We start from the raw sequence: 23,184 nt of genomic DNA on the forward strand, positions 1-23,184 counted from the left end.
ATGCAAGCTAAAGCTGTTGCAAGAACAGTCCGTATTGCTCCTCGTAAAGCACGTCTAGTAATGGACCTGATTCGAGGCAAGCAAGTAGGTGAGGCAGTATCAATCTTGAACCTTACACCAAGAGCTGCTTCTCCAATTATCGAGAAAGTATTAAAATCCGCTATTGCAAATGCTGAGCATAACTATGAAATGGACGTTAACAACCTGGTTATTTCTCAAGCATTCGTTGACGAAGGCCCTACGTTAAAAAGATTCCGCCCACGTGCTATGGGACGTGCGAGCCAAATCAACAAACGTACGAGCCACATTACAATCGTTGTATCAGAAAAGAAGGAGGGATAAGTAGTGGGTCAAAAGGTAAATCCAGTCGGTCTTCGTATCGGAGTCATTCGTGATTGGGAATCTAAGTGGTACGCTGGTAAAGATTACGCTGACTTCCTGCACGAAGATTTAAAAATTCGTGAATACATTAGCAAACGCCTTTCTGACGCTTCTGTTTCTAAAGTAGAAATCGAGCGTGCAGCAAACCGCGTTAACATTACGATCCACACAGCTAAGCCTGGTATGGTTATCGGTAAAGGCGGTTCTGAAGTCGAAGCACTTCGCAAAGCCCTTAACAGCCTTACTGGCAAGCGTGTACACATTAACATTCTTGAAATCAAAAGAGCAGATCTTGATGCACAGCTAGTTGCTGACAACATCGCTCGTCAATTAGAAAACCGTGTTTCTTTCCGCCGTGCGCAGAAACAACAAATCCAACGTACTATGCGTGCTGGAGCACAAGGTGTGAAAACAATGGTTTCTGGTCGTCTTGGCGGTGCAGATATCGCTCGTTCTGAATACTACAGTGAAGGAACTGTTCCATTGCACACATTACGTGCGGACATTGACTATGCAACATCTGAAGCTGACACTACTTACGGTAAGCTTGGTGTGAAAGTCTGGATCTATCGTGGAGAGGTTCTTCCTACTAAGAAGAAAACTGAGGAAGGAGGAAAATAATATGTTATTACCAAAACGCGTTAAATATCGCAGAGAGCATCGCGGAAAAATGCGTGGCCGTGCGAAAGGCGGTACTGAAGTACATTTCGGTGAATTCGGTATCCAAGCTCTTGAAGCTTCTTGGATCACTAACCGTCAAATCGAAGCTGCACGTATTGCGATGACTCGTTACATGAAACGTGGCGGTAAAGTTTGGATCAAAATTTTCCCTTCTAAACCTTACACTGCTAAACCACTTGAGGTACGTATGGGATCCGGTAAAGGGGCTCCAGAAGGTTGGGTAGCTGTTGTAAAACCGGGCAAAGTTTTATTTGAGATTTCTGGTGTGTCTGAAGAGGTTGCTCGTGAAGCGCTTCGTCTTGCATCTCACAAATTGCCAATTAAAACGAAGTTCGTAAAACGTGAAGAAATTGGTGGTGAATCAAATGAAAGCTAATGAAATTCGTGACCTTACCACTGCTGAAATTGAACAAAAAGTAAAGTCTCTTAAAGAAGAACTTTTCAATCTTCGCTTTCAATTAGCGACAGGACAACTTGAAAATACTGCTCGCATTCGTGAAGTGCGCAAAGCTATCGCGCGCATGAAAACTGTGATTCGTGAAAGAGAAATTGCTGCTAATAAATAATCACTGAGGGGAGGTCGTGAGCATGAGCGAACGTAACCAACGCAAGGTTTACCAAGGCCGTGTTGTTTCTGACAAAATGGATAAAACCATCACTGTTGTTGTTGAGACATACAAAAAACATACACTTTACGGTAAACGCGTAAAATACTCAAAAAAATTCAAAGCACATGATGAAAATAATCAAGCTAAAATCGGTGACATCGTTAAGATTATGGAAACTCGTCCATTGTCTGCAACTAAGCGTTTCCGTCTAGTTGAAGTTGTCGAAGAAGCTGTTATTATCTAATAAAGTTCGGAATTCTTTTTCCGAAGGGAGGTAACAAATAATGATTCAACAAGAGACTCGTTTAAAAGTAGCTGACAACTCTGGCGCACGTGAAGTACTTACTATTAAAGTTCTTGGTGGTTCTGGACGTAAAACAGCTAACATTGGTGATGTAATTGTTTGCACGGTTAAACAAGCAACACCAGGAGGCGTTGTCAAAAAAGGTGAAGTCGTAAAAGCTGTTATCGTTCGCACTAAAAGCGGAGCGCGCAGAAGTGATGGTTCATACATCAGCTTCGATGAGAATGCATGTGTTATCATCCGTGACGACAAGAGCCCACGCGGAACTCGTATCTTCGGACCAGTTGCTCGTGAATTGCGTGAAAACAACTTTATGAAAATTGTTTCTCTAGCTCCAGAAGTTATCTAATGAAATAAATGCCTTACTCAAGGAGGTGCGATCAGGATGCATGTAAAAAAAGGCGATAAAGTTATGGTTATCTCTGGTAAAGATAAAGGCAAACAAGGAACAATCCTTGCTGCTTTCCCTAAAAAGGACCGCGTTTTAGTTGAAGGTGTTAACATGGTAAAGAAACACTCTAAACCAACTCAAGCTAACCCTCAAGGCGGTATTTCTAATCAAGAGGCGCCAATTCATGTATCAAACGTTATGCCGCTCGATCCTAAAACAGGTGAAGTGACTCGCGTAGGATACAAAGTGGAAGATGGCAAAAAAGTTCGTGTTGCAAAAAAATCTGGGCAAGTTCTAGATAAATAGTATTAAAAGGAAGGGAGGTCTATCTCATGAACCGCCTTAAAGAAAAGTACAATAAAGAAATTGCACCTGCTTTAATGACTAAGTTCAACTATGATTCAGTCATGCAAGTGCCTAAAATCGAAAAAATCGTAATCAACATGGGTGTTGGTGACGCTGTTCAAAACGCAAAAGCAATCGACAGTGCTGTTGAAGAATTAACGTTTATCGCAGGTCAAAAACCTGTCGTTACTCGTGCGAAGAAATCAATTGCTGGATTCCGTCTTCGTGAGGGAATGCCTATCGGTGCGAAAGTAACTCTTCGCGGAGAGCGCATGTATGATTTCCTTGATAAACTTATTTCTGTATCTTTACCGCGTGTACGTGACTTCCGCGGGGTTTCTAAAAAATCTTTCGACGGTCGCGGTAACTACACACTTGGTATTAAAGAACAGTTAATCTTCCCTGAAATTGACTACGATAAAGTAACAAAGGTTCGAGGAATGGACATCGTTATCGTAACAACTGCTAATACTGACGAAGAAGCTCGTGAGCTATTAACTCAAGTAGGTATGCCGTTCCAGAAATAATCAATGAAAGGGAGGCGAAATCGTGGCTAAAAAGTCTATGATTGCGAAACAACAACGTACACCAAAGTTTAAAGTACAAGAGTACACACGCTGTGAACGCTGCGGACGTCCGCATTCAGTCATTCGTAAATTTAAACTTTGCCGTATTTGTTTCCGTGAGCTTGCATATAAAGGACAAATTCCTGGCGTGAAAAAAGCCAGCTGGTAATCCCCAAGAAAGGGAAGGAGGTAATTATATAATGGTTATGACAGATCCAATTGCAGATATGCTAACTCGTATTCGCAATGCAAACATGGTACGTCATGAGAAGCTTGAAATTCCTGCTTCTAAATTGAAAAGAGAAATTGCTGAAATTTTAAAGCGTGAAGGTTTCATTCGTGACGTTGAGTTCGTAGAAGACAGCAAACAAGGTATCATCCGCGTTTTCTTGAAATACGGACAAAACAACGAGCGCGTTATCACTGGTCTTAAAAGAATCAGCAAGCCTGGTTTGCGTGTTTATGCTAAATCTAATGAAGTACCTCGCGTACTTAACGGTCTTGGAATCGCGATTATTTCTACATCACAAGGTGTTTTAACGGACAAAGAAGCCCGTGCAAAACAAGCTGGTGGAGAAGTTCTAGCATACGTTTGGTAAGAAGTTTATCATGAATGGAGGTGTTTGGTATGTCTCGTGTAGGTAAGAAGCTACTTGAGATTCCTTCTGATGTTACAGTAACGTTAAATGATAACAACACTGTAGCTGTGAAAGGACCAAAAGGAGAATTAACTCGTACGTTTCACCCTGATATGGAGATTAAAGTAGAGGACAATGTGCTTACAGTCGTTCGTCCTTCTGATCAAAAAGAGCACCGTGCCCTGCATGGTACGACTCGCAGTCTGCTTGGCAACATGGTTGAGGGTGTATCTAAAGGATTTGAAAGAGGTTTGGAATTAGTCGGTGTCGGTTACCGTGCTTCTAAATCCGGAAATAAACTTGTTTTAAACGTTGGATACTCTCATCCTGTTGAGATCGTTCCTGAAGAAGGCATCGAAATCGAAGTTCCTTCTCAAACTAAAGTAGTTGTAAAAGGTACAGACAAAGAACGTGTAGGAGCTATTGCTGCTAACATCCGTGCTGTACGTTCTCCAGAGCCTTACAAAGGTAAAGGAATCCGCTACGAAGGTGAAGTTGTTCGCCGTAAAGAAGGTAAATCTGCTAAGTAAGATCGCTTAAAGTGAAGAAAGGAGTGACCTAGATGATTACGAAAACTAGCAAAAATGCTGCTCGTCTTAAAAGACACGCTCGTGTTCGCGCTAAACTTTCCGGTACTGCTGAAAGACCGCGTCTGAACGTTTTCCGTTCTAACAAGCACATTTACGCTCAAATCATCGATGATGTAAATGGTGTAACACTTGCTAGTGCATCTACTCTCGATAAAGACTTGAACGTTGAAAGCACTGGAGATACTTCTGCTGCTACTAAAGTTGGAGAATTAGTTGCAAAACGCGCTGCTGAAAAAGGCATTTCTGACGTAGTATTTGACCGTGGCGGATACTTATACCATGGACGTGTAAAAGCTTTAGCTGATGCCGCTCGTGAAGCTGGACTTAAATTTTAATAAAAGAAGGAGGGACACATGATTATGCGTCGTATTGACCCAAGCAAATTAGAGTTAGAAGAACGCTTAGTTACGGTTAACCGCGTAGCGAAAGTTGTTAAAGGTGGTCGTCGTTTCCGCTTCGCAGCTCTAGTCGTTGTCGGTGACAAAAACGGACACGTAGGATTCGGTACTGGTAAAGCACAAGAAGTACCAGAAGCGATCCGCAAAGCTGTTGAAGATGCGAAAAAGAATTTGATTGAAGTACCAATGGTTGGAACTACAATTCCACACGAAATCATCGGACGTTTCGGTGCAGGTAACATCTTGTTAAAACCTGCTTCTGAAGGTACTGGAGTTATCGCTGGAGGCCCTGTACGTGCGGTACTTGAGCTAGCTGGTGTAGCTGATATCCTTTCTAAGTCTTTAGGTTCTAACACACCGATCAACATGATTCGTGCAACACTTCAAGGTTTAAGTGAACTTAAACGTGCTGAAGACGTTGCGAAGCTTCGTGGAAAATCTGTAGAAGAACTGTTAGGATAAGGAGGGAACATTAATGGCTAAATTAGAAATTACCCTCAAACGAAGTGTAATCGGTCGCCCGGAAGACCAACGCGTTACTGTAAGAACACTTGGTTTAAAGAAAACAAACCAAACTGTTGTTCATGAAGACAACGCTGCGATCCGTGGCATGATTAATAAAGTATCTCATTTAGTTTCTGTTAAAGAACAATAAAAATATTTGATCGGATAAGGAGGTGTCCTAATGAAACTTCATGAATTAAAACCTTCAGAAGGTTCACGCAAAACGCGTAATCGCGTAGGTCGTGGTATTGGTTCTGGTAACGGTAAAACAGCTGGTAAAGGTCACAAAGGTCAAAACGCTCGTTCTGGCGGCGGTGTACGCCCTGGATTCGAGGGGGGACAAATGCCTTTATTCCAACGTCTTCCTAAACGCGGTTTCACTAACATCAACCGCAAGGAATACACTGTAGTCAACCTAGACAAATTGAACGGTTTTGCAGAAGGAACGGAAGTCACTCCTGAACTTCTTCTTGAGACTGGTGTTATTAGCAAACTTAATGCAGGAGTAAAGATTCTTGGCAACGGTAAATTAGAGAAAAAATTAACTGTAAAAGCCAATAAATTCTCTGCTTCTGCGAAAGAAGCTGTTGAAGCTGCTGGCGGTACAGCTGAGGTGATCTAACTTGTTTAAAACAATCTCCAACTTTATGCGTGTGAGTGATATCAGGAATAAAATCATATTCACTTTACTCATGCTTATCGTCTTTCGCATAGGTGCGTTTATTCCTGTGCCTTATGTTAACGCTGAAGTGTTACAGGCACAGTCTCAAATGGGTGTTTTTGATCTCCTTAATACATTTGGCGGCGGTGCGCTTTACCAATTTTCCATTTTTGCAATGGGAATTACTCCTTATATCACGGCTTCGATCATCATTCAGCTGCTTCAGATGGATGTTGTACCGAAGTTTACCGAGTGGTCTAAGCAAGGTGAAGTTGGCCGCCGTAAATTAGCTCAGTTCACAAGGTACTTTACGATTGTGCTTGGGTTCATCCAGGCGTTAGGTATGTCTTATGGATTCAACAATCTGGCAAACGGTATGCTGATCGAAAAATCCGGTGTATCGACATATCTTATTATTGCTTTAGTGCTCACTGGCGGAACTGCCTTTTTAATGTGGCTTGGGGAACAAATTACGTCTCATGGAGTAGGCAACGGAATATCGATCATTATCTTCGCGGGGATTGTGTCTAGTATTCCAAAAACAATTGGGCAAATATATGAGACTCAATTTGTCGGCAGCAACGATCAGTTGTTTATTCATATTGTGACAATCGCACTTCTTGTGATTGCGATTTTAGCAGTTATTGTTGGAGTTATTTTCATTCAGCAAGCCGTACGGAAAATTGCGATTCAATATGCTAAAGGCACAGGTCGTTCACCTGCTGGCGGAGGTCAGTCTACACACCTTCCATTGAAAGTGAATCCTGCAGGGGTTATTCCGGTAATCTTTGCGGTTGCGTTTTTGATAACGCCGCGGACGATCGCGTCATTCTTTGGAACAAACGATGTGACAAAGTGGATTCAAAACAACTTTGATAATACGCATCCGGTGGGTATGGCGATATATGTTGCGTTGATTATTGCCTTTACGTACTTTTATGCTTTTGTGCAGGTAAACCCTGAACAAATGGCTGATAACCTTAAAAAACAGGGTGGCTATATCCCGGGGGTTCGTCCAGGGAAAATGACTCAAGATAGAATTACGAGCATTTTGTATCGACTTACGTTTGTGGGTTCTATATTCTTAGCCGTGATTTCCATTCTTCCTATCTTTTTCATTCAATTCGCTGGATTGCCTCAAAGTGCACAAATTGGCGGAACATCTTTGTTAATTGTTGTCGGGGTAGCCTTGGAGACAATGAAACAACTAGAAAGCCAGTTGGTGAAACGAAACTACCGTGGATTTATGAAAAACTAGAGGAAATGGATTTATCCATTCCCTCTTAATAAAGAGAGGACGGGGGAAATCCGAATGAACTTAGTCTTAATGGGGCTTCCTGGTGCCGGCAAAGGCACACAGGGCGAACGAATTGTTGAGGATTATGGGATTCCTCATATCTCAACAGGAGATATGTTCCGTGCTGCTATGAAAGAAGAAACACCACTCGGACTCGAAGCAAAATCTTATATTGATAAGGGAGAGCTCGTACCTGACGAAGTCACAATCGGAATTGTAAAAGAAAGACTTGGCAAAGATGATTGTGAAAGAGGTTTTCTTCTGGACGGATTTCCGCGAACAGTCGCTCAAGCCGAAGCTCTTGAAGAAATTCTTGAGGAATACGGCAAGCCGATTGATTATGTCATTAACATTGAAGTCGACAAAGACGCTCTTATGGAACGTCTGACTGGACGCAGAATTTGCAGTGTTTGCGGCACAACCTATCATTTAGTCTTTAATCCGCCGAAAACGCCGGGTGTTTGTGATAAAGACGGAGGCGAACTCTATCAACGGGCAGATGATAATGAGGAAACCGTCTCTAAACGGCTTGAGGTAAACATGAAGCAAACTCAGCCTTTACTCGATTTCTATTCAGAGAAAGGTTATCTTGCAAACGTAAATGGCCAACAGGACATTCAAGACGTTTATGCAGATGTGAAGGATCTTCTTGGAGGATTAAAAAAATGATTATCTGTAAAACCCCACGTGAACTTGGTATCATGCGGGAAGCAGGGCGAATCGTGGCTTTAACTCATGAAGAGTTAAAAAAGCACATTAAACCAGGAATCTCGACAAAAGAATTGGATCAAATTGCCGAACGTTTTATTAAGAAGCAGGGTGCAATCCCATCTTTTAAGGGGTATAATGGGTTTCGCGGGAGCATTTGCGTATCAGTTAATGAAGAACTCGTTCATGGCATTCCTGGCAGCAGGGTGCTGAAGGACGGTGACATCATCAGTATTGATATCGGTGCTAAATTAAATGGTTATCATGGTGACTCTGCATGGACATATCCGGTAGGAAACATCAGCGATGATGACAAAAAACTTCTGGAAGTGACAGAGGAGTCTTTATATAAAGGCTTGCAGGAAGCAAAACCAGGTGAACGTTTGTCGAATATTTCCCACGCAATACAAACGTATGTCGAAAATGAGCAGTTTTCAGTTGTTAGGGAGTATGTCGGACATGGTGTTGGTCAAGACTTGCATGAGGACCCGCAAATTCCTCATTACGGTCCGCCCAACAAAGGACCACGGCTCAAACCTGGCATGGTTCTCGCTATTGAACCTATGGTGAACGCTGGCAGCCGCTACGTGAAAACATTGGCTGATAACTGGACGGTTGTAACGGTAGATGGGAAAAAGTGTGCTCATTTTGAACATACGATTGCGATTACGGAAACGGGTTTTGATATACTGACGAGAGTCTAGATGATGAAAATAATTCCGAAGACAGATGTTTTTTCGGCTTGATAGGGCAGAAAGCTTGGATGAACATTGGCAGGACTGAATTCATCTTGCCGCTTGTCATTGGAATTTTGACCATCATCAATGTACTAACAGCAGACGGAGAAAAGCGTACATTTCATTCTCCTAAGAAAAAGAATATCAATCATGTAACCCTTTATGATTGCGTATCTCCGGAAGTTCAGAACAGTATAAACGAAACAGGGCGTGTGACAAACTTCTTTTGAAATTTGTCAGAAAGCAAGTTACTGATTTGATGAAGGGAGAACACTTGAATGGCGAAAGACGATGTAATTGAAGTGGAAGGTACTATAGTCGAAACACTGCCAAACGCGATGTTCAAAGTTGAACTTGAAAATGGCCACACTGTTTTGGCTCATGTATCTGGTAAAATCCGCATGCACTTCATTCGCATTTTACCTGGAGACAAAGTTACGGTAGAATTATCTCCATATGACTTAACTCGTGGCAGGATTACGTACCGTTACAAATAAAGCACTCCGGAAACTGAAGGAGGTTGGAAACACATGAAAGTGAGACCATCAGTTAAACCAATCTGCGAAAAATGTAAAGTTATTCGCAGAAAAGGAAAAGTAATGGTGATCTGTGAAAATCCAAAGCATAAACAAAAACAAGGATAATTTATAAGGAGGTGCCCAGAGAATGGCTCGTATTGCTGGTGTAGATATCCCACGTGACAAACGTGTTGTTATTTCTTTAACATACATCTTCGGAATTGGCCGCACAACGGCTCAGCAAGTTTTAAAAGAAGCTGGAGTTTCAGAAGATACTCGTGTGCGCGATCTTACTGAAGAAGAACTTGGTAAAATCCGTGATATTATTGATAAACTGAAAGTAGAAGGTGACCTTCGCCGTGAAGTTTCTCTTAATATCAAACGTCTGATTGAAATCGGAAGCTACCGCGGAATCCGTCATCGCAGAGGATTACCTGTTCGCGGACAAAACTCTAAAAACAATGCGCGTACTCGTAAAGGTCCGCGTCGTACTGTAGCTAACAAGAAAAAATAAGTAAGGGAGGTTCTTAAACAATGGCTGCTGCTCGTAAATCTAACACGCGTAAACGTCGCGTGAAAAAGAATATTGAGTCTGGTATTGCTCATATTCGTTCAACTTTCAATAACACGATCGTTACGATCACTGACACTCATGGTAATGCTATTTCTTGGTCTAGTGCCGGAGCTTTAGGATTCAGAGGTTCTCGTAAATCTACTCCTTTCGCTGCGCAAATGGCTGCAGAAACAGCTGCTAAAGGTTCAATCGAACATGGTCTTAAAACTCTAGAGGTTACTGTTAAAGGACCTGGTTCAGGCCGTGAAGCTGCAATCCGTGCACTTCAAGCTGCTGGACTAGAAGTCACTGCTATCAGAGACGTAACTCCTGTTCCTCATAACGGATGCCGTCCACCAAAACGTCGCCGCGTGTAATTTGTTTGTATAGATTTTGTGTCCCTGTCAATAATGGGTTATGATACAGTTATTTATGAAACGAATGCACCGACTCGTTGCCTGAGCACATACGGGACTAAACAATGGGGAATTTCGGATGGAATCTCATATGATTCTATTCGAGGTTTCGACGTTTTGAAGGAGGGTTTTAAGTAATGATCGAGATTGAAAAACCAAAAATCGAAACGGTTGAAATCAGCGACGATGCCAAATTTGGTAAGTTTGTCGTAGAGCCACTTGAGCGTGGATATGGTACAACTCTGGGTAACTCCTTACGTCGTATCCTCTTATCCTCACTCCCTGGTGCCGCTGTAACATCAATCCAGATAGATGGTGTACTGCACGAATTCTCGACAATTGAAGGCGTTGTGGAAGATGTTACAACGATTATCTTACACATTAAAAAGCTTGCATTGAAAATCTACTCTGATGAAGAGAAGACGCTAGAAATTGATGTACAGGGTGAAGGAACTGTAACGGCAGCTGATATTACACACGATAGTGATGTAGAGATCTTAAATCCTGATCTTCATATCGCGACTCTTGGTGAGAATGCGAGTTTCCGAGTTCGCCTTACTGCTCAAAGAGGACGTGGGTATACGCCTGCTGACGCAAACAAGAGAGACGATCAGCCAATCGGCGTGATTCCGATCGATTCTATCTATACGCCAGTTTCTCGTGTATCTTATCAGGTAGAGAACACTCGTGTAGGCCAAGTTGCAAACTATGATAAACTTACACTTGATGTTTGGACTGATGGAAGCACTGGACCGAAAGAAGCAATTGCGCTTGGTTCAAAGATTTTAACTGAACACCTTAATATATTCGTTGGTTTAACTGACGAAGCTCAACATGCTGAAATCATGGTTGAAAAAGAAGAAGATCAAAAAGAGAAAGTTCTTGAAATGACAATTGAAGAATTGGATCTTTCTGTTCGTTCTTACAACTGCTTAAAGCGTGCGGGTATTAACACGGTTCAAGAGCTTGCGAACAAGACGGAAGAAGATATGATGAAAGTTCGGAATCTAGGACGCAAATCACTTGAAGAAGTGAAAGCGAAACTAGAAGAACTTGGACTCGGACTTCGCAAAGACGATTGACTAGTTTCCCTTGTGAACTAGGATTTTCGTGTGTTTATTATTCAGAAAACAGCATTCCAATAAAGGAGGGGACATCACATGTCATACAGAAAACTAGGACGTACGAGTGCACAGCGTAAAGCTATGCTTCGTGATCTTACAACTGATTTGATCATCAACGAAAGAATCGAAACAACTGAAACACGTGCGAAAGAACTTCGCTCTGTAGTTGAAAAAATGATCACGCTTGGCAAACGCGGTGATCTTCACGCTCGCCGTCAAGCTGCTGCATACATCCGCAACGAGGTTGCAAACGAAGAAAATAACCAAGATGCACTTCAAAAATTATTCTCTGACATTGCAACTCGTTACGAGGAGCGCCAAGGCGGATACACACGTATTATGAAGCTTGGTCCTCGCCGTGGTGACGGAGCACCAATGGCAATTATCGAATTGGTTTAATCACATATTTTTGTGTGTCTAAAGAAGGGCGGGACAGTTTCTAACTGGATCTATGCCCTTTTTTTAGATACTGCAACTTTTTATATAGAGACAAGCAGAGCATTAGCTGAGAGGAGGCCGGTTTTCCATGAATCAAAATCAGTTGATATCGGTAGAGGATATCGTATTTCGATATCGGAAGGACGCAGAAAGACGAGCACTAGACGGCGTCTCCCTGCAGGTGTATGAGGGTGAATGGCTTGCAATTGTAGGTCATAACGGTTCAGGGAAATCAACACTGGCACGGGCATTGAATGGTTTAATTCTTCCTGAATCAGGCGACATTGAGGTTGCCGAGATTCAATTGACAGAGGAATCAGTTTGGGAAGTGCGTAAGAAGATAGGTATGGTCTTTCAAAATCCGGATAACCAATTTGTCGGAACGACTGTTCGCGATGATGTGGCTTTTGGTTTAGAAAACAATGGTGTACCGCGGGAAGAAATGATTGAGAGAGTAGACTGGGCAGTAAAACAGGTAAATATGCAAGATTTTCTCGATCAAGAGCCGCACCATCTCTCCGGAGGCCAAAAGCAGAGAGTTGCGATTGCGGGAGTTATTGCCGCACGTCCTGATATTATTATCTTAGATGAAGCAACATCCATGCTTGATCCGATCGGGCGAGAAGAAGTGCTTGAAACGGTAAGACATTTAAAAGAACAGGGCATGGCGACTGTCATATCCATTACACATGATCTGAATGAGGCAGCAAAAGCAGACAGGATCATTGTCATGAATGGCGGTAAAAAATATGCTGAAGGGCCACCTGAAGAGATTTTTAAATTGAATAAAGAACTTGTTCAAATCGGGCTTGATTTACCCTTCTCCTTCCAACTTAGCCAGCTTTTAAGAGAAAATGGACTGGCTTTGGAAGAAAACCATTTGACTCAGGAAGGGCTGGTGAAAGAGCTATGGACATTACAATCAAAGATGTAGAGCATCGCTATCAGATGAAGACGCCGTTCGAGCGCCTGGCACTGTATGATATCAATGCATCGATTAAAGAAGGAAGCTATGTAGCCGTTATCGGACATACAGGCTCTGGCAAGTCCACTCTTCTTCAGCACTTAAATGGTCTCCTGAAGCCGACGAAGGGACAGCTATCACTAGGCAGCACTGTCATTCAGGCAGGGAAAAAGAATAAAGAGCTGAAAAAACTTCGTAAAAAAGTCGGAATCGTTTTCCAATTTCCTGAGCATCAATTATTCGAAGAAACAGTTCTTAAAGATATATCGTTCGGACCGATGAACTTTGGGGTTAAAAAAGAGGATGCTGAACAAAAAGCGAGGGAGATGCTGAAGCTTGTAGGTTTATCAGAAGAGCTTCTGGACAGATCCCCTTTTGAATTAAGCGGCGGACAAATGCGCAGAGTTGCAATTGCAGGCGTACTTGCAATGGATCCTGAGGTGCTTGTTCTGGATGAACCGACTGCAGGATTGGACCCAAGAGGGCGAAAAGAGATTATGGACATGTTTTATGAGCTTCATCAACGTGGGAACCTGACGACGATCCTTGTGACACACAGCATGGAGGATGCAGCTGCATACGCTGATGAAATGATTGTTATGCATAAAGGAACGATACAAGCATCAGGCAGTCCGCGTGAACTGTTTTTAAAGGGTGAAGAGATGGCTGGCTGGGGGCTGGATCTTCCGGAAACGATAAAATTTCAAAGACATCTTGAAGCTGCACTGGGTGTGAAATTTAATGAGCCTATGCTCACAATTGAAGATGCCGCAGCTGAAATCTGTGCTCTTTTTCAGGGGGAGAAGACCTTATGATGGACAGCATGATTATCGGCAAGTATGTACCTGGCTCCTCACTTGTGCATCGGCTTGACCCCAGAACAAAGCTTATTACGATCTTTTTATTTGTCTGTATCGTATTCTTAGCCAATAATGTGCAGACATATGCGTTGCTGGGATTGTTTACAGTTGGCGTCGTTTCTTTAACAAGAGTTCCTTTCTCTTTTTTAATGAAAGGGCTGAAGCCTATCATCTGGATTGTCCTCTTTACGTTCCTTCTTCACATTTTTATGACACATGAAGGACCGGTTATCTTTCAAATAGGTTTTTTCAAAGTTTATGAGGGCGGACTGGTTCAGGGGATATTCATTTCCCTTAGATTCGTCTATCTGATTTTAATCACCACCTTATTAACGCTTACGACAACACCGATTGAGATTACCGATGGAATGGAGCAGCTGCTGAATCCATTGAAAAAATTAAAGCTTCCTGTCCACGAGCTGGCCCTAATGATGTCCATTTCTTTGCGGTTTATTCCGACGCTGATGGAGGAAACAGATAAGATCATGAAGGCTCAGATGGCGCGAGGCGTTGATTTTACAAGCGGACCTGTTAAAGATAGGGTGAAGGCTATTGTTCCGCTTCTTGTCCCCCTTTTCGTCAGTGCTTTTAAACGTGCTGAAGAGCTTGCGGTGGCAATGGAAGCAAGAGGCTATCAGGGCGGAGAAGGACGTACGAAATATAGAAAGCTTGTATGGACAGGAAAAGACACTTCTGTCATTGTCAGCTTGATGGTATTAGCTGCTTTGTTATTCTTCTTAAGGGCTTAGAGGTGCTGTATGAGACTGAAATGCACGATTTCTTATGACGGACATTTGTTTAACGGTTATCAGGTTCAGCCGGGCAAAAGAACGGTTCAGGATGAACTGGAGAAGGCTTTGGCTGTCCTGCATAAGTCAAAAGAAAGAATTCCTGTCGTTTCGTCTGGAAGAACAGACAGCGGGGTTCACGCAGCCGGACAGGTGATTCATTTTGACACTCCGCTGTCTATCCCGGCGGAAAGATGGCCTTATGCCTTAAATGCACTGCTTCCGGACGATATCGCAGTCAAACAGGCAGAAATTGCGGATGATGGGTTCCATGCACGATTTAGCGCAGTCAAAAAAGAATATCGCTATTTTGTATACACGGAGAAACACCCGGACGTATTTAAACGGCATTACGCTTACCATTTTTCATATCGCCTTAATGTGCAGGACATGAAAGAAGCGGCAAAGCATCTTATAGGGACACATGATTTTACGAGCTTTTGTGCGGCTAAAACAGAAGTGCAGGACAAGGTAAGAACGATTTACGAGCTTGATTGGACTGAGACGGATGACGGCCTGCAAATGCGGATCACAGGCAGCGGTTTCTTATATAATATGGTCAGAATTATTGTCGGTACTTTGCTTGATGCAGGTATTGGAAAAATTGCTCCTGATGATGTGAAATCCATGCTGGAAGCGAAGGATCGCGAAGCGGCAGGACGCACAGCACCGGGGCACGGGCTATATTTATGGAACGTTTACTATGACAACTAAACCAGGTGTATAATATTTTCTTGACAGAGTCTGCATAAAGTTATAAGATATCATATGGTATGTATTTCAACCCCACGATAAGCCCCGGAACTTATTGTGTTGTGAAATAGAACGTAATCGAAGTTTATTGAAAATGACAGATCATTTAGGAGGGAAATTCAATGCGTACAACACCTATGGCTAACGCAAGTACTATTGAACGCAAGTGGTTAGTTGTTGATGCTGCTGGCAAGACTTTAGGTCGTCTTTCTTCAGAAGTTGCAGCTATCCTTCGCGGAAAACACAAACCAACTTACACACCACACGTTGATACTGGAGATCATGTGATCATCATCAACGCTGAAAAAATCGAGTTAACTGGTAAAAAGTTAACTGATAAAATCTACTACCGTCACACTCAACATCCAGGCGGATTAAAATCAAGAACTGCTCTTGAAATGCGTACAAACTACCCTGAGAAAATGCTTGAGCTTGCTATCAAAGGCATGCTTCCAAAAGGTTCTCTAGGTCGTCAAATGTTCAAAAAATTGAACGTATACCGTGGTTCTGAGCATCCACACGAAGCACAAAAACCTGAAGTTTACGAACTTCGCGGTTAATTAAAAAGGAGGTTACCAATTTGGCACAGGTTCAATATTACGGTACTGGCCGTCGTAAAAGCTCTGTAGCGCGTGTGCGTTTAGTTCCAGGAGAAGGCCGTATCGTCGTTAATAATCGTGAAATCAGCGAACACATCCCATCTGCAGCTTTAATCGAAGATATCAAACAACCATTAACTTTGACTGAAACAGCTGGCACTTATGATGTTTTAGTAAACGTACATGGAGGCGGCTTATCTGGTCAAGCTGGAGCAATCCGTCACGGTATCGCTCGTGCATTGCTTGAAGCAGATCCAGAATACCGTACAACTCTTAAACGTGCAGGTCTTCTGACTCGTGACGCTCGTATGAAAGAACGTAAAAAATACGGTCTTAAAGGCGCTCGTCGTGCACCTCAGTTCTCAAAACGTTAATTTTGCGTTTTCAAAAAAGCTCTCGACCTTGTGTTGGGAGCTTTTTTCTTTTATTAGTTCCGCAACAAAAAATGGACGAATGACGTTTATAAACAAATTGCTTGCTTATAAACGGTCTCACTTGTAATAATCATAATATCGTTCATTTCATAATCATTAGAAATGTGGTCATTGTTTATAATCGTTACGTCGCCAGCTCAGCCCATTCTATCCCTGTCTCTCATCCGTTAAAGTCACTGCTGATTCTCATTTATTTCTTAGCCCAGAGGAACAATAGCTCTTTGCTAATGACATTACTTAAAGAAGCAAGTGTAAATGTAATGACGTAAATCACATATCTCCTTTGTGATTTTTTTGCGTTTTTATGAACTTTTTTCTAAATATGCAAAGGGAAAGCGTTATCAATCTAGAAATATTTGTTATACTCTATACATTAAAGTAAGGAGAAGATTCATGAATGCGTTAGTAGCTCATAATAGCAAAGCCTGGGATAAAAAAGTAGAAACAGGCAATGAATGGACTGTTGCTGTTGATCAGCAGGTTATCGAACAAGCGAAAAAAGGCAATTGGGATATAAGAGTAACACCAATGAAAGATGTACCGAAGGATTGGTTTCCGCCTGTCAAAGGTCTGAAAATACTCTGTTTAGCATCAGGCGGCGGCCAGCAAGGTCCAATTTTGGCAGCTGCGGGGGCGGATGTCACCGTATTAGATAACTCCGCAAAACAGCTGAATCAGGATAGAATGGTTGCTGAGCGAGATGGCCTCACAATACACACTGTCAAAGGAAGCATGGATGATCTCAGTGTATTTAATAATGAATCATTTGATATCATTGTACATCCTGTTGCCAATGTTTTTGTTGAGAATGTCCTCCCGGTCTGGAAGGAAGCACACCGTGTATTGAAAAGAAACGGCGTACTAATCTCAGGGTTTGTCAATCCTGTCGTATTTCTGTTTGATGTAGAATTAGAACAGCAAGGTATTTTAAAAGTAAAGCACTCCATTCCATATGCAGACCCAGAAGATCTTCCGAAACATAAAGTGAAAAAACTAATCGATAATAATGAGGCTCTGGAATTCGGCCATTCCTTAGAAGACCAAATCAAAGGCCAAATAGATGCCGGTTTTATTGTCACTGGTTTTTATGAAGATAAAGGCGGGTTTGTGTTAGATCAATATATCCATACATATTCTGCAACAAGAAGCGTGAAAGTATGAAAAGCAGCGACCTGTCAGAGGGGCTGCTTTTTTCATAACTAATTACAGAACGTTTGTTCCATACCCTTCAGAAAGCTGCCTTTTTATCGATTCACACCTTCATTTGGGCGAATTTCCAACCGAATTCGGGCATTGTTTCATCATCCAAACCCCAAAATAATCGGTAAAAGGAGAGTGAATTTATATGGCAGAAGTACTGTCTTTTATGGATGTGAAACGGCAAAAGGATTTTGAATTAGAAAAGAACTTGCTCAAAGAACTCTCTCTGAGACAAATTATCCAGTCTGTTAAGGACTGTTTGGAACCATTATTCCCTTTTTTACATGATGAACGAGATATAATTAGCGAAGGCTGTATTGATTTTGCGATTGAAGCCTATTTGTTAGGCGGGCGTTTTGGGATATTCGGCTATTACGGAGAATCCATGCAAAGTATCAGTGCCCGCTCTGCAAGAGAAGAAGAAGAGCTTCGAATGGAGTTTTTTGATTATCTCTATAATTGGATACACGAGCAATACGCAACATTTGATAAAAACACTGTTTATGAAGCGGCACGCAAGTTTATTAAAGATTGGTGGACAGCAGGGTTTGTTCAAAGAGAAAAACAGTGTAAGCTTCGCATGCGGTAATCATATTTCCCGGCCCTGTCCCATAGTTATGTAATAACGGACAAGCGGGAGGGGAAGGGATGAGGAAAAAGCTTAAATGGCTCAGTTTTTTGCTAGGCTTCATCGTATTACTATTTCTGTTCAAGTATCAGTTCAGCAATAACGATTCTTGGAAGCCGTGGAGCCTGCCCTTGAGCGGGAAAATCATTTACCTAGATCCAGGGCATGGCGGGCCTGACGGCGGAGCAGTCGGCGGAAAGCTGTTAGAGAAGGATGTTACCCTGGAAGTCGCGTTTAGAGTCAGGGATTATCTACAAGAACAAGGAGCGCTTGTGATCATGACCAGAGAAAGTGATACTGATCTCGCTCCTGAAGGAACGAAGGGTTATAGCAGACGAAAAGCGGAAGACCTAAGACAGCGGGTCAAATTAATAAATCATTCAGAGGCAGAGCTCTATATCAGCATTCATCTCAATGCGATTCCGTCGCAAAAATGGAGCGGAGCCCAAAGCTTTTATTACGGAAAATATGCGGAAAATGAAAAAGTCGCAAAATACATTCAGGATGAGCTGAGAAGAAACCTGGAAAACACAACCCGGAAAGCAAAGCGGATTCATGGTATCTACTTAATGCAAAACGTCACTAAACCGGGGGCGCTTATAGAAGTCGGATTTTTATCCAATCCAAGTGAAGCAACGCTGCTCGGTAAACCGAAATATCAAGACAAAGTGGCATCTTCCATATATAAAGGCATTTTGCGATATTTCACAGAAAAAGGAGACCCTCCGGAATAAGGAGGGTTTACTTGCAGTTCTAAGCATAAGACACCCGCCATTTATGTATGATATAATAATAATTGTAAACGAATACACAAAAGGGTGAGGTTCGATGATAAGAGAAGATGAAGTAAGAAAACTAGTCGGAGAAATGCGCGAACCTTTTCTTCAAAGACCTCTGGGAGAATTGGATGCCGTTAAGGAAATTAAAATAAAGCCTGAAAAACGGCATGTCAGTGTAAAAATCGCTCTTGCAAAAACAGGAACTGCAGAACAAATGCAGATTCAGCAAGAGATCGTAAACGCATTAAAAGGGGCAGGAGCTGAGACGGTCGGCCTTCGATTTGAAGAGCTGCCTGAAGAAACGGTTGCTAAATTCCGAGCGCCGTCAGCTGAGAAAAAAACATTATTAAATATGGATAACCCGCCAGTCTTTCTTGCTGTAGCAAGCGGAAAAGGCGGCGTAGGCAAGTCAACTGTGTCAGTAAACCTAGCTATTTCTTTGGCTCGCCTTGGGAAAAAGGTCGGTTTAATTGATGCAGATATTTATGGCTTCAGTGTACCGGATATGATGGGTATCACTGTGCGTCCAACGGTTGAGGGAGAGAAACTTCTTCCTGTTGAGCGCTTCGGAGTAAAGGTCATGTCAATGGGCTTTTTCGTAGAAGAAAATGCTCCGGTCGTATGGAGAGGGCCGATGCTTGGCAAAATGCTGAATAACTTTTTCCACGAAGTAGAGTGGGGAGAAGTAGACTATATCGTTCTTGATCTTCCGCCTGGTACAGGGGACGTTGCTCTCGATGTGCATACAATGCTTCCGAGCTGCAAAGAAATCATTGTATCGACGCCGCATCCGACAGCTGCTTTTGTCGCGGCCAGAGCGGGCTCTATGGCGATTAAAACCGATCATGAGGTCGTAGGGGTCATAGAGAACATGGCCTATTATGAAAGTGCAAAGACAGGGGAAAGAGAATATGTCTTTGGTAAAGGCGGGGGAGATAAACTGGCTGAGGAACTAAATGTACCTTTGCTGGGCAGAATCCCATTGAAGCAGCCCGATTGGGATAAGGACCAATTTGCGCCGTCTGTTTATGACGAAAATCATCCCATCGGAGAAATATATCAAGACATCGCAAAAAAAATAGATGCAAAAATGTCAGTGCAAGTATAAAAAAGTGAACCGGGATTCCAGATCCCGGCTTTCCCTTTATTCACTTTCTTTGGCAGTGTCTTTTGCTGCTTTTTTCAGTTCATCTTCGAACTGTTTTTTGTAAAGCGGACTAGAAAGTGTTTCGTTAATAACCTCTTCTAAATAACTGCGGAATTCTTGGCTTTTTGCCAGCTGACTGTACTTTTTATCCATACCAGGATCCTGCATAACGTTCATCAGCATCTTTTGGTAATCTGGATCCTTCATCAGCTTTTTAATCACCTTTTCATGCTCTGTCTGAAGAGTTTTGGCAAAGCCCTCAGCAAAATCAGTGTCTTCAAAGATGTTTTTCCAAAATTCTTCGCCTTTTTTAGATGTGAGTGTTTTTTCTATTGTTCCTTTAATCGCATCTTGGTCAATCACCAGCGCTTCATTTATGGCATCATCATTTAATAATTCCTTAATGGCTTTTTTTCCATCATCAGTTTTTAATATATCAACAACCATTTTTTTGGTCTGATCATAGTCCATATCCGCTGCTTGGTCTTTTGGAGCGCAAGCTGTTACAGATAATAACAAAAAACAGCTTATCAATAGCGTTTTGGCTTTTGACATGCTTAAGCTCCTTTCACATACTTGTCTTACCTTTAATATGATTCATCTGTTAGGAATTATACATAACAAAATATCGCTGTTCGCGATTTTTGAGGGGATGAATAAAGAAATGAAAAGCCGTGGTTTAGTTCGTTTTTTCTTTTCTATTTTAGCTGTCGGAGCGCTTATCACGAGTATTGTGGGTTTTGCTTTAAAATGGGGAGAATACAGAGGGCTGTTTCTAACATTTGAAGCGGGGCAGATTTTCTCTGTTTTATTTTGGTTTATCGGTGTAGGCATGATCTTCAGTGTGATCAGCCAAATGGGGTTTTTCGTGTTTTTAACAGTTCATCGGTTTGCGCTTGAGATATTAAGATCCTCATCTTTATGGAATTTGCTTCAGTTGTTTTTCATCCTGTTTGTTGCTTTTGATTTAATGTACGTGCGTTTTTTGTTTTTTGGAGAAAGCGGAGAATCGCTTGCTGGCTATGCGTGGTTACCGGTGTTTTTATTGATCTTTGGAGTGATTACGGCTTATATAAAGCAAAAGCAGTCCTCTAAGAAAACATTTGTGTCATCGTTGTTTTTGATGGTTGTGATTACCGCATTAGAATGGTTCCCTGCATTAAGAGTAAATGATGAGGACTGGCTTTATTTAATGCTATTTCCGTTAATGGCGTGTAATGCCTTCCAATTGTTGATGCTGCCTAAGTTTGCAGAGAAGTAATTACTTTACCTCTGCGGATTTGGCATCAGAATTTGCGATGAGATCACCCACGGTTACATTTTTTAATCCTTTTTCTTTCAGCTGATGGATGATATCAGGCAACGCTTCTTCTGTTTGTTTTGCCGAATCGGAGGCATGTAAAAGAATAATGTCTCCCCCGGACACTTGCTTGGTCACATTGTCGATGATTTTTTCAACTCCGGGATTTGTCCAGTCTTGAGAGTTCACACTGTAATGAACAACTGTATAATTGTATTGCTTTGCGACCTTTAGAACATTCTTATTGAATTGGCCGGTAGGAGGTCGTAATAGCTGGATGTCTTTGACTCCTAACTTTTCAAATGCTGTTTGCGCGCGATTTATGTCCTTTTTTATTTCGCTGCTCTCTAAATTGGCATAGTTTTTATAAGCATAGCCCATGCTCCCGATTTGATGGCCATCCTTTACGATACGGGCCACTGTGTCGGGATGCCGTTCTGCCCAAGAAGCTGAAAGGAAAAACGTCGCATTTTTAATCCCGTTTGCTTTCAGAGTATTAAGTATAGGTTCTGCTCTCTCATCACCCCAGCTGATATCGAAAGTAAGTGAAATATCTTTAGAGTCTGTTTCTCCTTTATAAATGGCTTTAGGCCCGGTGTCAGTTGAAAACACGGGGAGCGGGACAGCTCTTTGGATATAAAAAAAGCTGGCTGCTGCAAATGCGGCGATAAGTATAATAATTAATTGTTTCACCCGTTTAATATGCCACACATAGAAGTGATTCACTGATGATGCCTCCTTATCTTGTCCATCATTCTTGTTTTACATCTTATGAGCATGGCCAATTGAATATAACCGATAAAATGTTTCTTCACATATAGCCTAAATTGGTTGTTGACCTTTTGATAATATCCGTGGTATATTATTATTCGTCGCTGAGAAACAGCTGACATCAACTAAAAGCTTCATTAAATACTTTGAAAAAAGTTGTTGACTTAAAAGAGGCTAAATGTTATAGTAATAAAGCTGCTTCGTTAAGTGGCTGTAATGATCTTTGAAAACTAAACAAGACAAAACGTACCTGTTAATTCATTTTTATAAATCGCACAGCGATGTGCGTAGTCAGTCAAACTACTTTATCGGAGAGTTTGATCCTGGCTCAGGACGAACGCTGGCGGCGTGCCTAATACATGCAAGTCGAGCGGACAGATGGGAGCTTGCTCCCTGATGTTAGCGGCGGACGGGTGAGTAACACGTGGGTAACCTGCCTGTAAGACTGGGATAACTCCGGGAAACCGGGGCTAATACCGGATGCTTGTTTGAACCGCATGGTTCAAACATAAAAGGTGGCTTCGGCTACCACTTACAGATGGACCCGCGGCGCATTAGCTAGTTGGTGAGGTAATGGCTCACCAAGGCAACGATGCGTAGCCGACCTGAGAGGGTGATCGGCCACACTGGGACTGAGACACGGCCCAGACTCCTACGGGAGGCAGCAGTAGGGAATCTTCCGCAATGGACGAAAGTCTGACGGAGCAACGCCGCGTGAGTGATGAAGGTTTTCGGATCGTAAAGCTCTGTTGTTAGGGAAGAACAAGTACCGTTCGAATAGGGCGGTACCTTGACGGTACCTAACCAGAAAGCCACGGCTAACTACGTGCCAGCAGCCGCGGTAATACGTAGGTGGCAAGCGTTGTCCGGAATTATTGGGCGTAAAGGGCTCGCAGGCGGTTTCTTAAGTCTGATGTGAAAGCCCCCGGCTCAACCGGGGAGGGTCATTGGAAACTGGGGAACTTGAGTGCAGAAGAGGAGAGTGGAATTCCACGTGTAGCGGTGAAATGCGTAGAGATGTGGAGGAACACCAGTGGCGAAGGCGACTCTCTGGTCTGTAACTGACGCTGAGGAGCGAAAGCGTGGGGAGCGAACAGGATTAG

General features: G+C 42.4%; 38 protein-coding genes and 1 rRNA gene (1 of these 39 running past the window's edge). 37 read left to right on the top strand and 2 right to left on the bottom strand.

Features of this window, described 5'->3' with window-relative positions; all coding sequences use genetic code 11:
- From rplV to salA, 35 genes are all read left to right on the top strand, one after another.
- Entirely contained in the window at positions 1-342 is a 342-nt protein-coding gene (gene rplV / locus CDO84_RS21030; RefSeq protein WP_014662532.1) for a 50S ribosomal protein L22, read from the top strand.
- 3 nt (positions 343-345) lie between these two features.
- Positions 346-1,002 carry a 30S ribosomal protein S3 gene (gene rpsC / locus CDO84_RS21035; protein ID WP_003242001.1) on the top strand — a complete coding sequence of 219 codons (657 nt, stop codon included), beginning with the start codon at positions 346-348 and terminating at the stop codon, positions 1,000-1,002.
- A gap of 1 nt (position 1,003) precedes the next feature.
- On the top strand, positions 1,004-1,438 hold the full coding sequence (gene rplP / locus CDO84_RS21040) for a 50S ribosomal protein L16 (RefSeq protein WP_003225801.1): 435 nt from the start codon (positions 1,004-1,006) through the stop codon (positions 1,436-1,438).
- Positions 1,428-1,628, top strand: a complete 201-nt coding sequence (rpmC, locus tag CDO84_RS21045) for a 50S ribosomal protein L29 (RefSeq protein ID WP_003156482.1) — start codon at positions 1,428-1,430, stop codon at positions 1,626-1,628. The genes rplP and rpmC overlap by 11 nt, the downstream gene beginning before the upstream one ends.
- Before the next feature lie 22 nt (positions 1,629-1,650).
- Positions 1,651-1,914 carry a 30S ribosomal protein S17 gene (gene rpsQ, locus CDO84_RS21050; protein WP_003225804.1) on the top strand — a complete coding sequence of 88 codons (264 nt, stop codon included), beginning with the start codon at positions 1,651-1,653 and terminating at the stop codon, positions 1,912-1,914.
- Positions 1,915-1,954: 40 nt separating this feature from the next.
- The gene (gene rplN / locus CDO84_RS21055; RefSeq protein WP_003225805.1) at positions 1,955-2,323 is read left to right on the top strand and encodes a 50S ribosomal protein L14; all 369 of its coding nucleotides are present in this window, start codon (positions 1,955-1,957) and stop codon (positions 2,321-2,323) included.
- Between the two features lie 36 nt (positions 2,324-2,359).
- Positions 2,360-2,671 carry a 50S ribosomal protein L24 gene (rplX, locus tag CDO84_RS21060; RefSeq protein WP_003156486.1) on the top strand — a complete coding sequence of 104 codons (312 nt, stop codon included), beginning with the start codon at positions 2,360-2,362 and terminating at the stop codon, positions 2,669-2,671.
- 26 nt (positions 2,672-2,697) lie between these two features.
- Entirely contained in the window at positions 2,698-3,237 is a 540-nt protein-coding gene (rplE, locus tag CDO84_RS21065; protein ID WP_003225809.1) for a 50S ribosomal protein L5, read from the top strand.
- A gap of 22 nt (positions 3,238-3,259) precedes the next feature.
- Positions 3,260-3,445 carry a 30S ribosomal protein S14 gene (gene rpsN / locus CDO84_RS21070; protein WP_003156488.1) on the top strand — a complete coding sequence of 62 codons (186 nt, stop codon included), beginning with the start codon at positions 3,260-3,262 and terminating at the stop codon, positions 3,443-3,445.
- Between the two features lie 31 nt (positions 3,446-3,476).
- Entirely contained in the window at positions 3,477-3,875 is a 399-nt protein-coding gene (gene rpsH / locus CDO84_RS21075) for a 30S ribosomal protein S8 (protein ID WP_003241998.1), read from the top strand.
- Between the two features lie 29 nt (positions 3,876-3,904).
- Positions 3,905-4,444: a 50S ribosomal protein L6 gene (gene rplF / locus CDO84_RS21080; protein WP_014662533.1), complete on the top strand. Its 540-nt coding sequence runs from the start codon at positions 3,905-3,907 to the stop codon at positions 4,442-4,444.
- A gap of 32 nt (positions 4,445-4,476) precedes the next feature.
- The gene (gene rplR, locus CDO84_RS21085; protein ID WP_003225816.1) at positions 4,477-4,839 is read left to right on the top strand and encodes a 50S ribosomal protein L18; all 363 of its coding nucleotides are present in this window, start codon (positions 4,477-4,479) and stop codon (positions 4,837-4,839) included.
- Positions 4,840-4,863: 24 nt separating this feature from the next.
- On the top strand, positions 4,864-5,364 hold the full coding sequence (gene rpsE / locus CDO84_RS21090; protein WP_003328273.1) for a 30S ribosomal protein S5: 501 nt from the start codon (positions 4,864-4,866) through the stop codon (positions 5,362-5,364).
- A gap of 13 nt (positions 5,365-5,377) precedes the next feature.
- Positions 5,378-5,557: a 50S ribosomal protein L30 gene (rpmD, locus tag CDO84_RS21095; RefSeq protein ID WP_003156497.1), complete on the top strand. Its 180-nt coding sequence runs from the start codon at positions 5,378-5,380 to the stop codon at positions 5,555-5,557.
- 30 nt (positions 5,558-5,587) lie between these two features.
- Positions 5,588-6,028 (top strand): 50S ribosomal protein L15, encoded by a 441-nt coding sequence (gene rplO / locus CDO84_RS21100; protein WP_014662534.1) that lies wholly within the window; start codon positions 5,588-5,590, stop codon positions 6,026-6,028.
- A 1-nt stretch (position 6,029) separates the two neighbouring features.
- Positions 6,030-7,325 (top strand): preprotein translocase subunit SecY, encoded by a 1,296-nt coding sequence (gene secY / locus CDO84_RS21105; protein ID WP_014662535.1) that lies wholly within the window; start codon positions 6,030-6,032, stop codon positions 7,323-7,325.
- Between the two features lie 54 nt (positions 7,326-7,379).
- Positions 7,380-8,033, top strand: coding sequence for an adenylate kinase (locus tag CDO84_RS21110; protein WP_040081028.1), 654 nt, complete (start codon positions 7,380-7,382; stop codon positions 8,031-8,033).
- Positions 8,030-8,776 (top strand): type I methionyl aminopeptidase, encoded by a 747-nt coding sequence (gene map, locus CDO84_RS21115; protein ID WP_003225828.1) that lies wholly within the window; start codon positions 8,030-8,032, stop codon positions 8,774-8,776. Before CDO84_RS21110 ends, map begins: the two co-directional genes overlap by 4 nt.
- Before the next feature lie 59 nt (positions 8,777-8,835).
- A complete protein-coding gene (locus tag CDO84_RS21120) occupies positions 8,836-9,039 on the top strand; it encodes a KOW domain-containing RNA-binding protein (RefSeq protein ID WP_014662537.1) in 204 nt (67 codons plus the stop codon).
- Between the two features lie 48 nt (positions 9,040-9,087).
- Positions 9,088-9,306: a translation initiation factor IF-1 gene (infA, locus tag CDO84_RS21125; RefSeq protein WP_003156508.1), complete on the top strand. Its 219-nt coding sequence runs from the start codon at positions 9,088-9,090 to the stop codon at positions 9,304-9,306.
- A gap of 33 nt (positions 9,307-9,339) precedes the next feature.
- Entirely contained in the window at positions 9,340-9,453 is a 114-nt protein-coding gene (rpmJ, locus tag CDO84_RS21130; protein WP_003156543.1) for a 50S ribosomal protein L36, read from the top strand.
- A gap of 22 nt (positions 9,454-9,475) precedes the next feature.
- Entirely contained in the window at positions 9,476-9,841 is a 366-nt protein-coding gene (rpsM, locus tag CDO84_RS21135; RefSeq protein ID WP_003235095.1) for a 30S ribosomal protein S13, read from the top strand.
- Positions 9,842-9,861: 20 nt separating this feature from the next.
- A complete protein-coding gene (rpsK, locus tag CDO84_RS21140; protein ID WP_009966385.1) occupies positions 9,862-10,257 on the top strand; it encodes a 30S ribosomal protein S11 in 396 nt (131 codons plus the stop codon).
- Positions 10,258-10,433: 176 nt separating this feature from the next.
- Positions 10,434-11,378 carry a DNA-directed RNA polymerase subunit alpha gene (locus CDO84_RS21145; RefSeq protein WP_003225835.1) on the top strand — a complete coding sequence of 315 codons (945 nt, stop codon included), beginning with the start codon at positions 10,434-10,436 and terminating at the stop codon, positions 11,376-11,378.
- A gap of 78 nt (positions 11,379-11,456) precedes the next feature.
- On the top strand, positions 11,457-11,819 hold the full coding sequence (rplQ, locus tag CDO84_RS21150) for a 50S ribosomal protein L17 (RefSeq protein WP_003225836.1): 363 nt from the start codon (positions 11,457-11,459) through the stop codon (positions 11,817-11,819).
- Positions 11,820-11,946: 127 nt separating this feature from the next.
- A complete protein-coding gene (locus CDO84_RS21155; RefSeq protein WP_040081024.1) occupies positions 11,947-12,792 on the top strand; it encodes an energy-coupling factor ABC transporter ATP-binding protein in 846 nt (281 codons plus the stop codon).
- Positions 12,768-13,637 (top strand): energy-coupling factor ABC transporter ATP-binding protein, encoded by an 870-nt coding sequence (locus CDO84_RS21160; RefSeq protein WP_040081022.1) that lies wholly within the window; start codon positions 12,768-12,770, stop codon positions 13,635-13,637. The genes CDO84_RS21155 and CDO84_RS21160 overlap by 25 nt, the downstream gene beginning before the upstream one ends.
- Entirely contained in the window at positions 13,634-14,431 is a 798-nt protein-coding gene (locus CDO84_RS21165; protein WP_040081020.1) for an energy-coupling factor transporter transmembrane component T family protein, read from the top strand. Before CDO84_RS21160 ends, CDO84_RS21165 begins: the two co-directional genes overlap by 4 nt.
- Positions 14,432-14,440: 9 nt before the next feature.
- Entirely contained in the window at positions 14,441-15,184 is a 744-nt protein-coding gene (truA, locus tag CDO84_RS21170; RefSeq protein ID WP_040081019.1) for a tRNA pseudouridine(38-40) synthase TruA, read from the top strand.
- Positions 15,185-15,345: 161 nt separating this feature from the next.
- Entirely contained in the window at positions 15,346-15,783 is a 438-nt protein-coding gene (gene rplM, locus CDO84_RS21175; RefSeq protein ID WP_003241966.1) for a 50S ribosomal protein L13, read from the top strand.
- 20 nt (positions 15,784-15,803) lie between these two features.
- Positions 15,804-16,196 (top strand): 30S ribosomal protein S9, encoded by a 393-nt coding sequence (rpsI, locus tag CDO84_RS21180; protein ID WP_004399691.1) that lies wholly within the window; start codon positions 15,804-15,806, stop codon positions 16,194-16,196.
- 453 nt (positions 16,197-16,649) lie between these two features.
- On the top strand, positions 16,650-17,417 hold the full coding sequence (locus CDO84_RS21185; RefSeq protein WP_040081016.1) for a class I SAM-dependent methyltransferase: 768 nt from the start codon (positions 16,650-16,652) through the stop codon (positions 17,415-17,417).
- A 184-nt stretch (positions 17,418-17,601) separates the two neighbouring features.
- A complete protein-coding gene (locus CDO84_RS21190; protein ID WP_014662543.1) occupies positions 17,602-18,045 on the top strand; it encodes a YbaK family protein in 444 nt (147 codons plus the stop codon).
- A 59-nt stretch (positions 18,046-18,104) separates the two neighbouring features.
- The gene (gene cwlD, locus CDO84_RS21195) at positions 18,105-18,818 is read left to right on the top strand and encodes an N-acetylmuramoyl-L-alanine amidase CwlD (protein ID WP_014662544.1); all 714 of its coding nucleotides are present in this window, start codon (positions 18,105-18,107) and stop codon (positions 18,816-18,818) included.
- Between the two features lie 94 nt (positions 18,819-18,912).
- The gene (gene salA, locus CDO84_RS21200) at positions 18,913-19,971 is read left to right on the top strand and encodes an iron-sulfur carrier protein/transcriptional regulator SalA (protein WP_040081013.1); all 1,059 of its coding nucleotides are present in this window, start codon (positions 18,913-18,915) and stop codon (positions 19,969-19,971) included.
- A gap of 36 nt (positions 19,972-20,007) precedes the next feature.
- Here salA and gerD read toward each other — a convergent pair whose 3' ends face one another.
- Complete coding sequence (gerD, locus tag CDO84_RS21205; RefSeq protein ID WP_040081012.1) at positions 20,008-20,565, bottom strand: spore germination lipoprotein GerD; 558 nt, start codon at positions 20,563-20,565, stop codon at positions 20,008-20,010.
- Positions 20,566-20,674: 109 nt separating this feature from the next.
- On the opposite strand from gerD, the gene kbaA reads away from it, so the two are divergent.
- A complete protein-coding gene (gene kbaA, locus CDO84_RS21210) occupies positions 20,675-21,271 on the top strand; it encodes a KinB-signaling pathway activation protein (RefSeq protein ID WP_040081010.1) in 597 nt (198 codons plus the stop codon).
- Here the strand turns inward: kbaA and pdaB are convergent, their stop codons facing one another.
- The gene (gene pdaB / locus CDO84_RS21215) at positions 21,272-22,036 is read right to left on the bottom strand and encodes a polysaccharide deacetylase family sporulation protein PdaB (protein WP_015252978.1); all 765 of its coding nucleotides are present in this window, start codon (positions 22,034-22,036) and stop codon (positions 21,272-21,274) included.
- Positions 22,037-22,386: 350 nt separating this feature from the next.
- On the opposite strand from pdaB, the gene CDO84_RS21220 reads away from it, so the two are divergent.
- A 16S ribosomal RNA gene (locus CDO84_RS21220) occupies positions 22,387-23,184 on the top strand; it runs 752 nt beyond the window's last position.

Origin of the sequence: Bacillus sp. MD-5 (assembly GCF_002201875.1) — a bacterium.
GTDB lineage: Bacteria > Bacillota > Bacilli > Bacillales > Bacillaceae > Bacillus > Bacillus stercoris.

Bases quoted from the DNA above. Each gene is read 5' to 3' on its own strand.
- rplV (WP_014662532.1), top strand. From the start codon at position 1: ATGCAAGCTAAAGCTGTTGCAAGAACAGTCCGTATTGCTCCTCGTAAA.
- rplP (WP_003225801.1), top strand. From the start codon at position 1,004: ATGTTATTACCAAAACGCGTTAAATATCGCAGAGAGCATCGCGGAAAA.
- rpmC (WP_003156482.1), top strand. From the start codon at position 1,428: ATGAAAGCTAATGAAATTCGTGACCTTACCACTGCTGAAATTGAACAA.
- rpsQ (WP_003225804.1), top strand. From the start codon at position 1,651: ATGAGCGAACGTAACCAACGCAAGGTTTACCAAGGCCGTGTTGTTTCT.
- rplN (WP_003225805.1), top strand. From the start codon at position 1,955: ATGATTCAACAAGAGACTCGTTTAAAAGTAGCTGACAACTCTGGCGCA.
- rplX (WP_003156486.1), top strand. From the start codon at position 2,360: ATGCATGTAAAAAAAGGCGATAAAGTTATGGTTATCTCTGGTAAAGAT.
- rplE (WP_003225809.1), top strand. From the start codon at position 2,698: ATGAACCGCCTTAAAGAAAAGTACAATAAAGAAATTGCACCTGCTTTA.
- rpsH (WP_003241998.1), top strand. From the start codon at position 3,477: ATGGTTATGACAGATCCAATTGCAGATATGCTAACTCGTATTCGCAAT.
- rplF (WP_014662533.1), top strand. From the start codon at position 3,905: ATGTCTCGTGTAGGTAAGAAGCTACTTGAGATTCCTTCTGATGTTACA.
- rplR (WP_003225816.1), top strand. From the start codon at position 4,477: ATGATTACGAAAACTAGCAAAAATGCTGCTCGTCTTAAAAGACACGCT.
- rpsE (WP_003328273.1), top strand. From the start codon at position 4,864: ATGCGTCGTATTGACCCAAGCAAATTAGAGTTAGAAGAACGCTTAGTT.
- rpmD (WP_003156497.1), top strand. From the start codon at position 5,378: ATGGCTAAATTAGAAATTACCCTCAAACGAAGTGTAATCGGTCGCCCG.
- rplO (WP_014662534.1), top strand. From the start codon at position 5,588: ATGAAACTTCATGAATTAAAACCTTCAGAAGGTTCACGCAAAACGCGT.
- CDO84_RS21110 (WP_040081028.1), top strand. From the start codon at position 7,380: ATGAACTTAGTCTTAATGGGGCTTCCTGGTGCCGGCAAAGGCACACAG.
- map (WP_003225828.1), top strand. From the start codon at position 8,030: ATGATTATCTGTAAAACCCCACGTGAACTTGGTATCATGCGGGAAGCA.
- CDO84_RS21120 (WP_014662537.1), top strand. From the start codon at position 8,836: ATGAACATTGGCAGGACTGAATTCATCTTGCCGCTTGTCATTGGAATT.
- infA (WP_003156508.1), top strand. From the start codon at position 9,088: ATGGCGAAAGACGATGTAATTGAAGTGGAAGGTACTATAGTCGAAACA.
- rpmJ (WP_003156543.1), top strand. From the start codon at position 9,340: ATGAAAGTGAGACCATCAGTTAAACCAATCTGCGAAAAATGTAAAGTT.
- rpsM (WP_003235095.1), top strand. From the start codon at position 9,476: ATGGCTCGTATTGCTGGTGTAGATATCCCACGTGACAAACGTGTTGTT.
- rpsK (WP_009966385.1), top strand. From the start codon at position 9,862: ATGGCTGCTGCTCGTAAATCTAACACGCGTAAACGTCGCGTGAAAAAG.
- CDO84_RS21145 (WP_003225835.1), top strand. From the start codon at position 10,434: ATGATCGAGATTGAAAAACCAAAAATCGAAACGGTTGAAATCAGCGAC.
- rplQ (WP_003225836.1), top strand. From the start codon at position 11,457: ATGTCATACAGAAAACTAGGACGTACGAGTGCACAGCGTAAAGCTATG.
- CDO84_RS21155 (WP_040081024.1), top strand. From the start codon at position 11,947: ATGAATCAAAATCAGTTGATATCGGTAGAGGATATCGTATTTCGATAT.
- CDO84_RS21160 (WP_040081022.1), top strand. From the start codon at position 12,768: ATGGACATTACAATCAAAGATGTAGAGCATCGCTATCAGATGAAGACG.
- CDO84_RS21165 (WP_040081020.1), top strand. From the start codon at position 13,634: ATGATGGACAGCATGATTATCGGCAAGTATGTACCTGGCTCCTCACTT.
- truA (WP_040081019.1), top strand. From the start codon at position 14,441: ATGAGACTGAAATGCACGATTTCTTATGACGGACATTTGTTTAACGGT.
- rplM (WP_003241966.1), top strand. From the start codon at position 15,346: ATGCGTACAACACCTATGGCTAACGCAAGTACTATTGAACGCAAGTGG.
- CDO84_RS21185 (WP_040081016.1), top strand. From the start codon at position 16,650: ATGAATGCGTTAGTAGCTCATAATAGCAAAGCCTGGGATAAAAAAGTA.
- CDO84_RS21190 (WP_014662543.1), top strand. From the start codon at position 17,602: ATGGCAGAAGTACTGTCTTTTATGGATGTGAAACGGCAAAAGGATTTT.
- cwlD (WP_014662544.1), top strand. From the start codon at position 18,105: ATGAGGAAAAAGCTTAAATGGCTCAGTTTTTTGCTAGGCTTCATCGTA.
- salA (WP_040081013.1), top strand. From the start codon at position 18,913: ATGATAAGAGAAGATGAAGTAAGAAAACTAGTCGGAGAAATGCGCGAA.
- gerD (WP_040081012.1), bottom strand. From the start codon at position 20,565: ATGTCAAAAGCCAAAACGCTATTGATAAGCTGTTTTTTGTTATTATCT.
- kbaA (WP_040081010.1), top strand. From the start codon at position 20,675: ATGAAAAGCCGTGGTTTAGTTCGTTTTTTCTTTTCTATTTTAGCTGTC.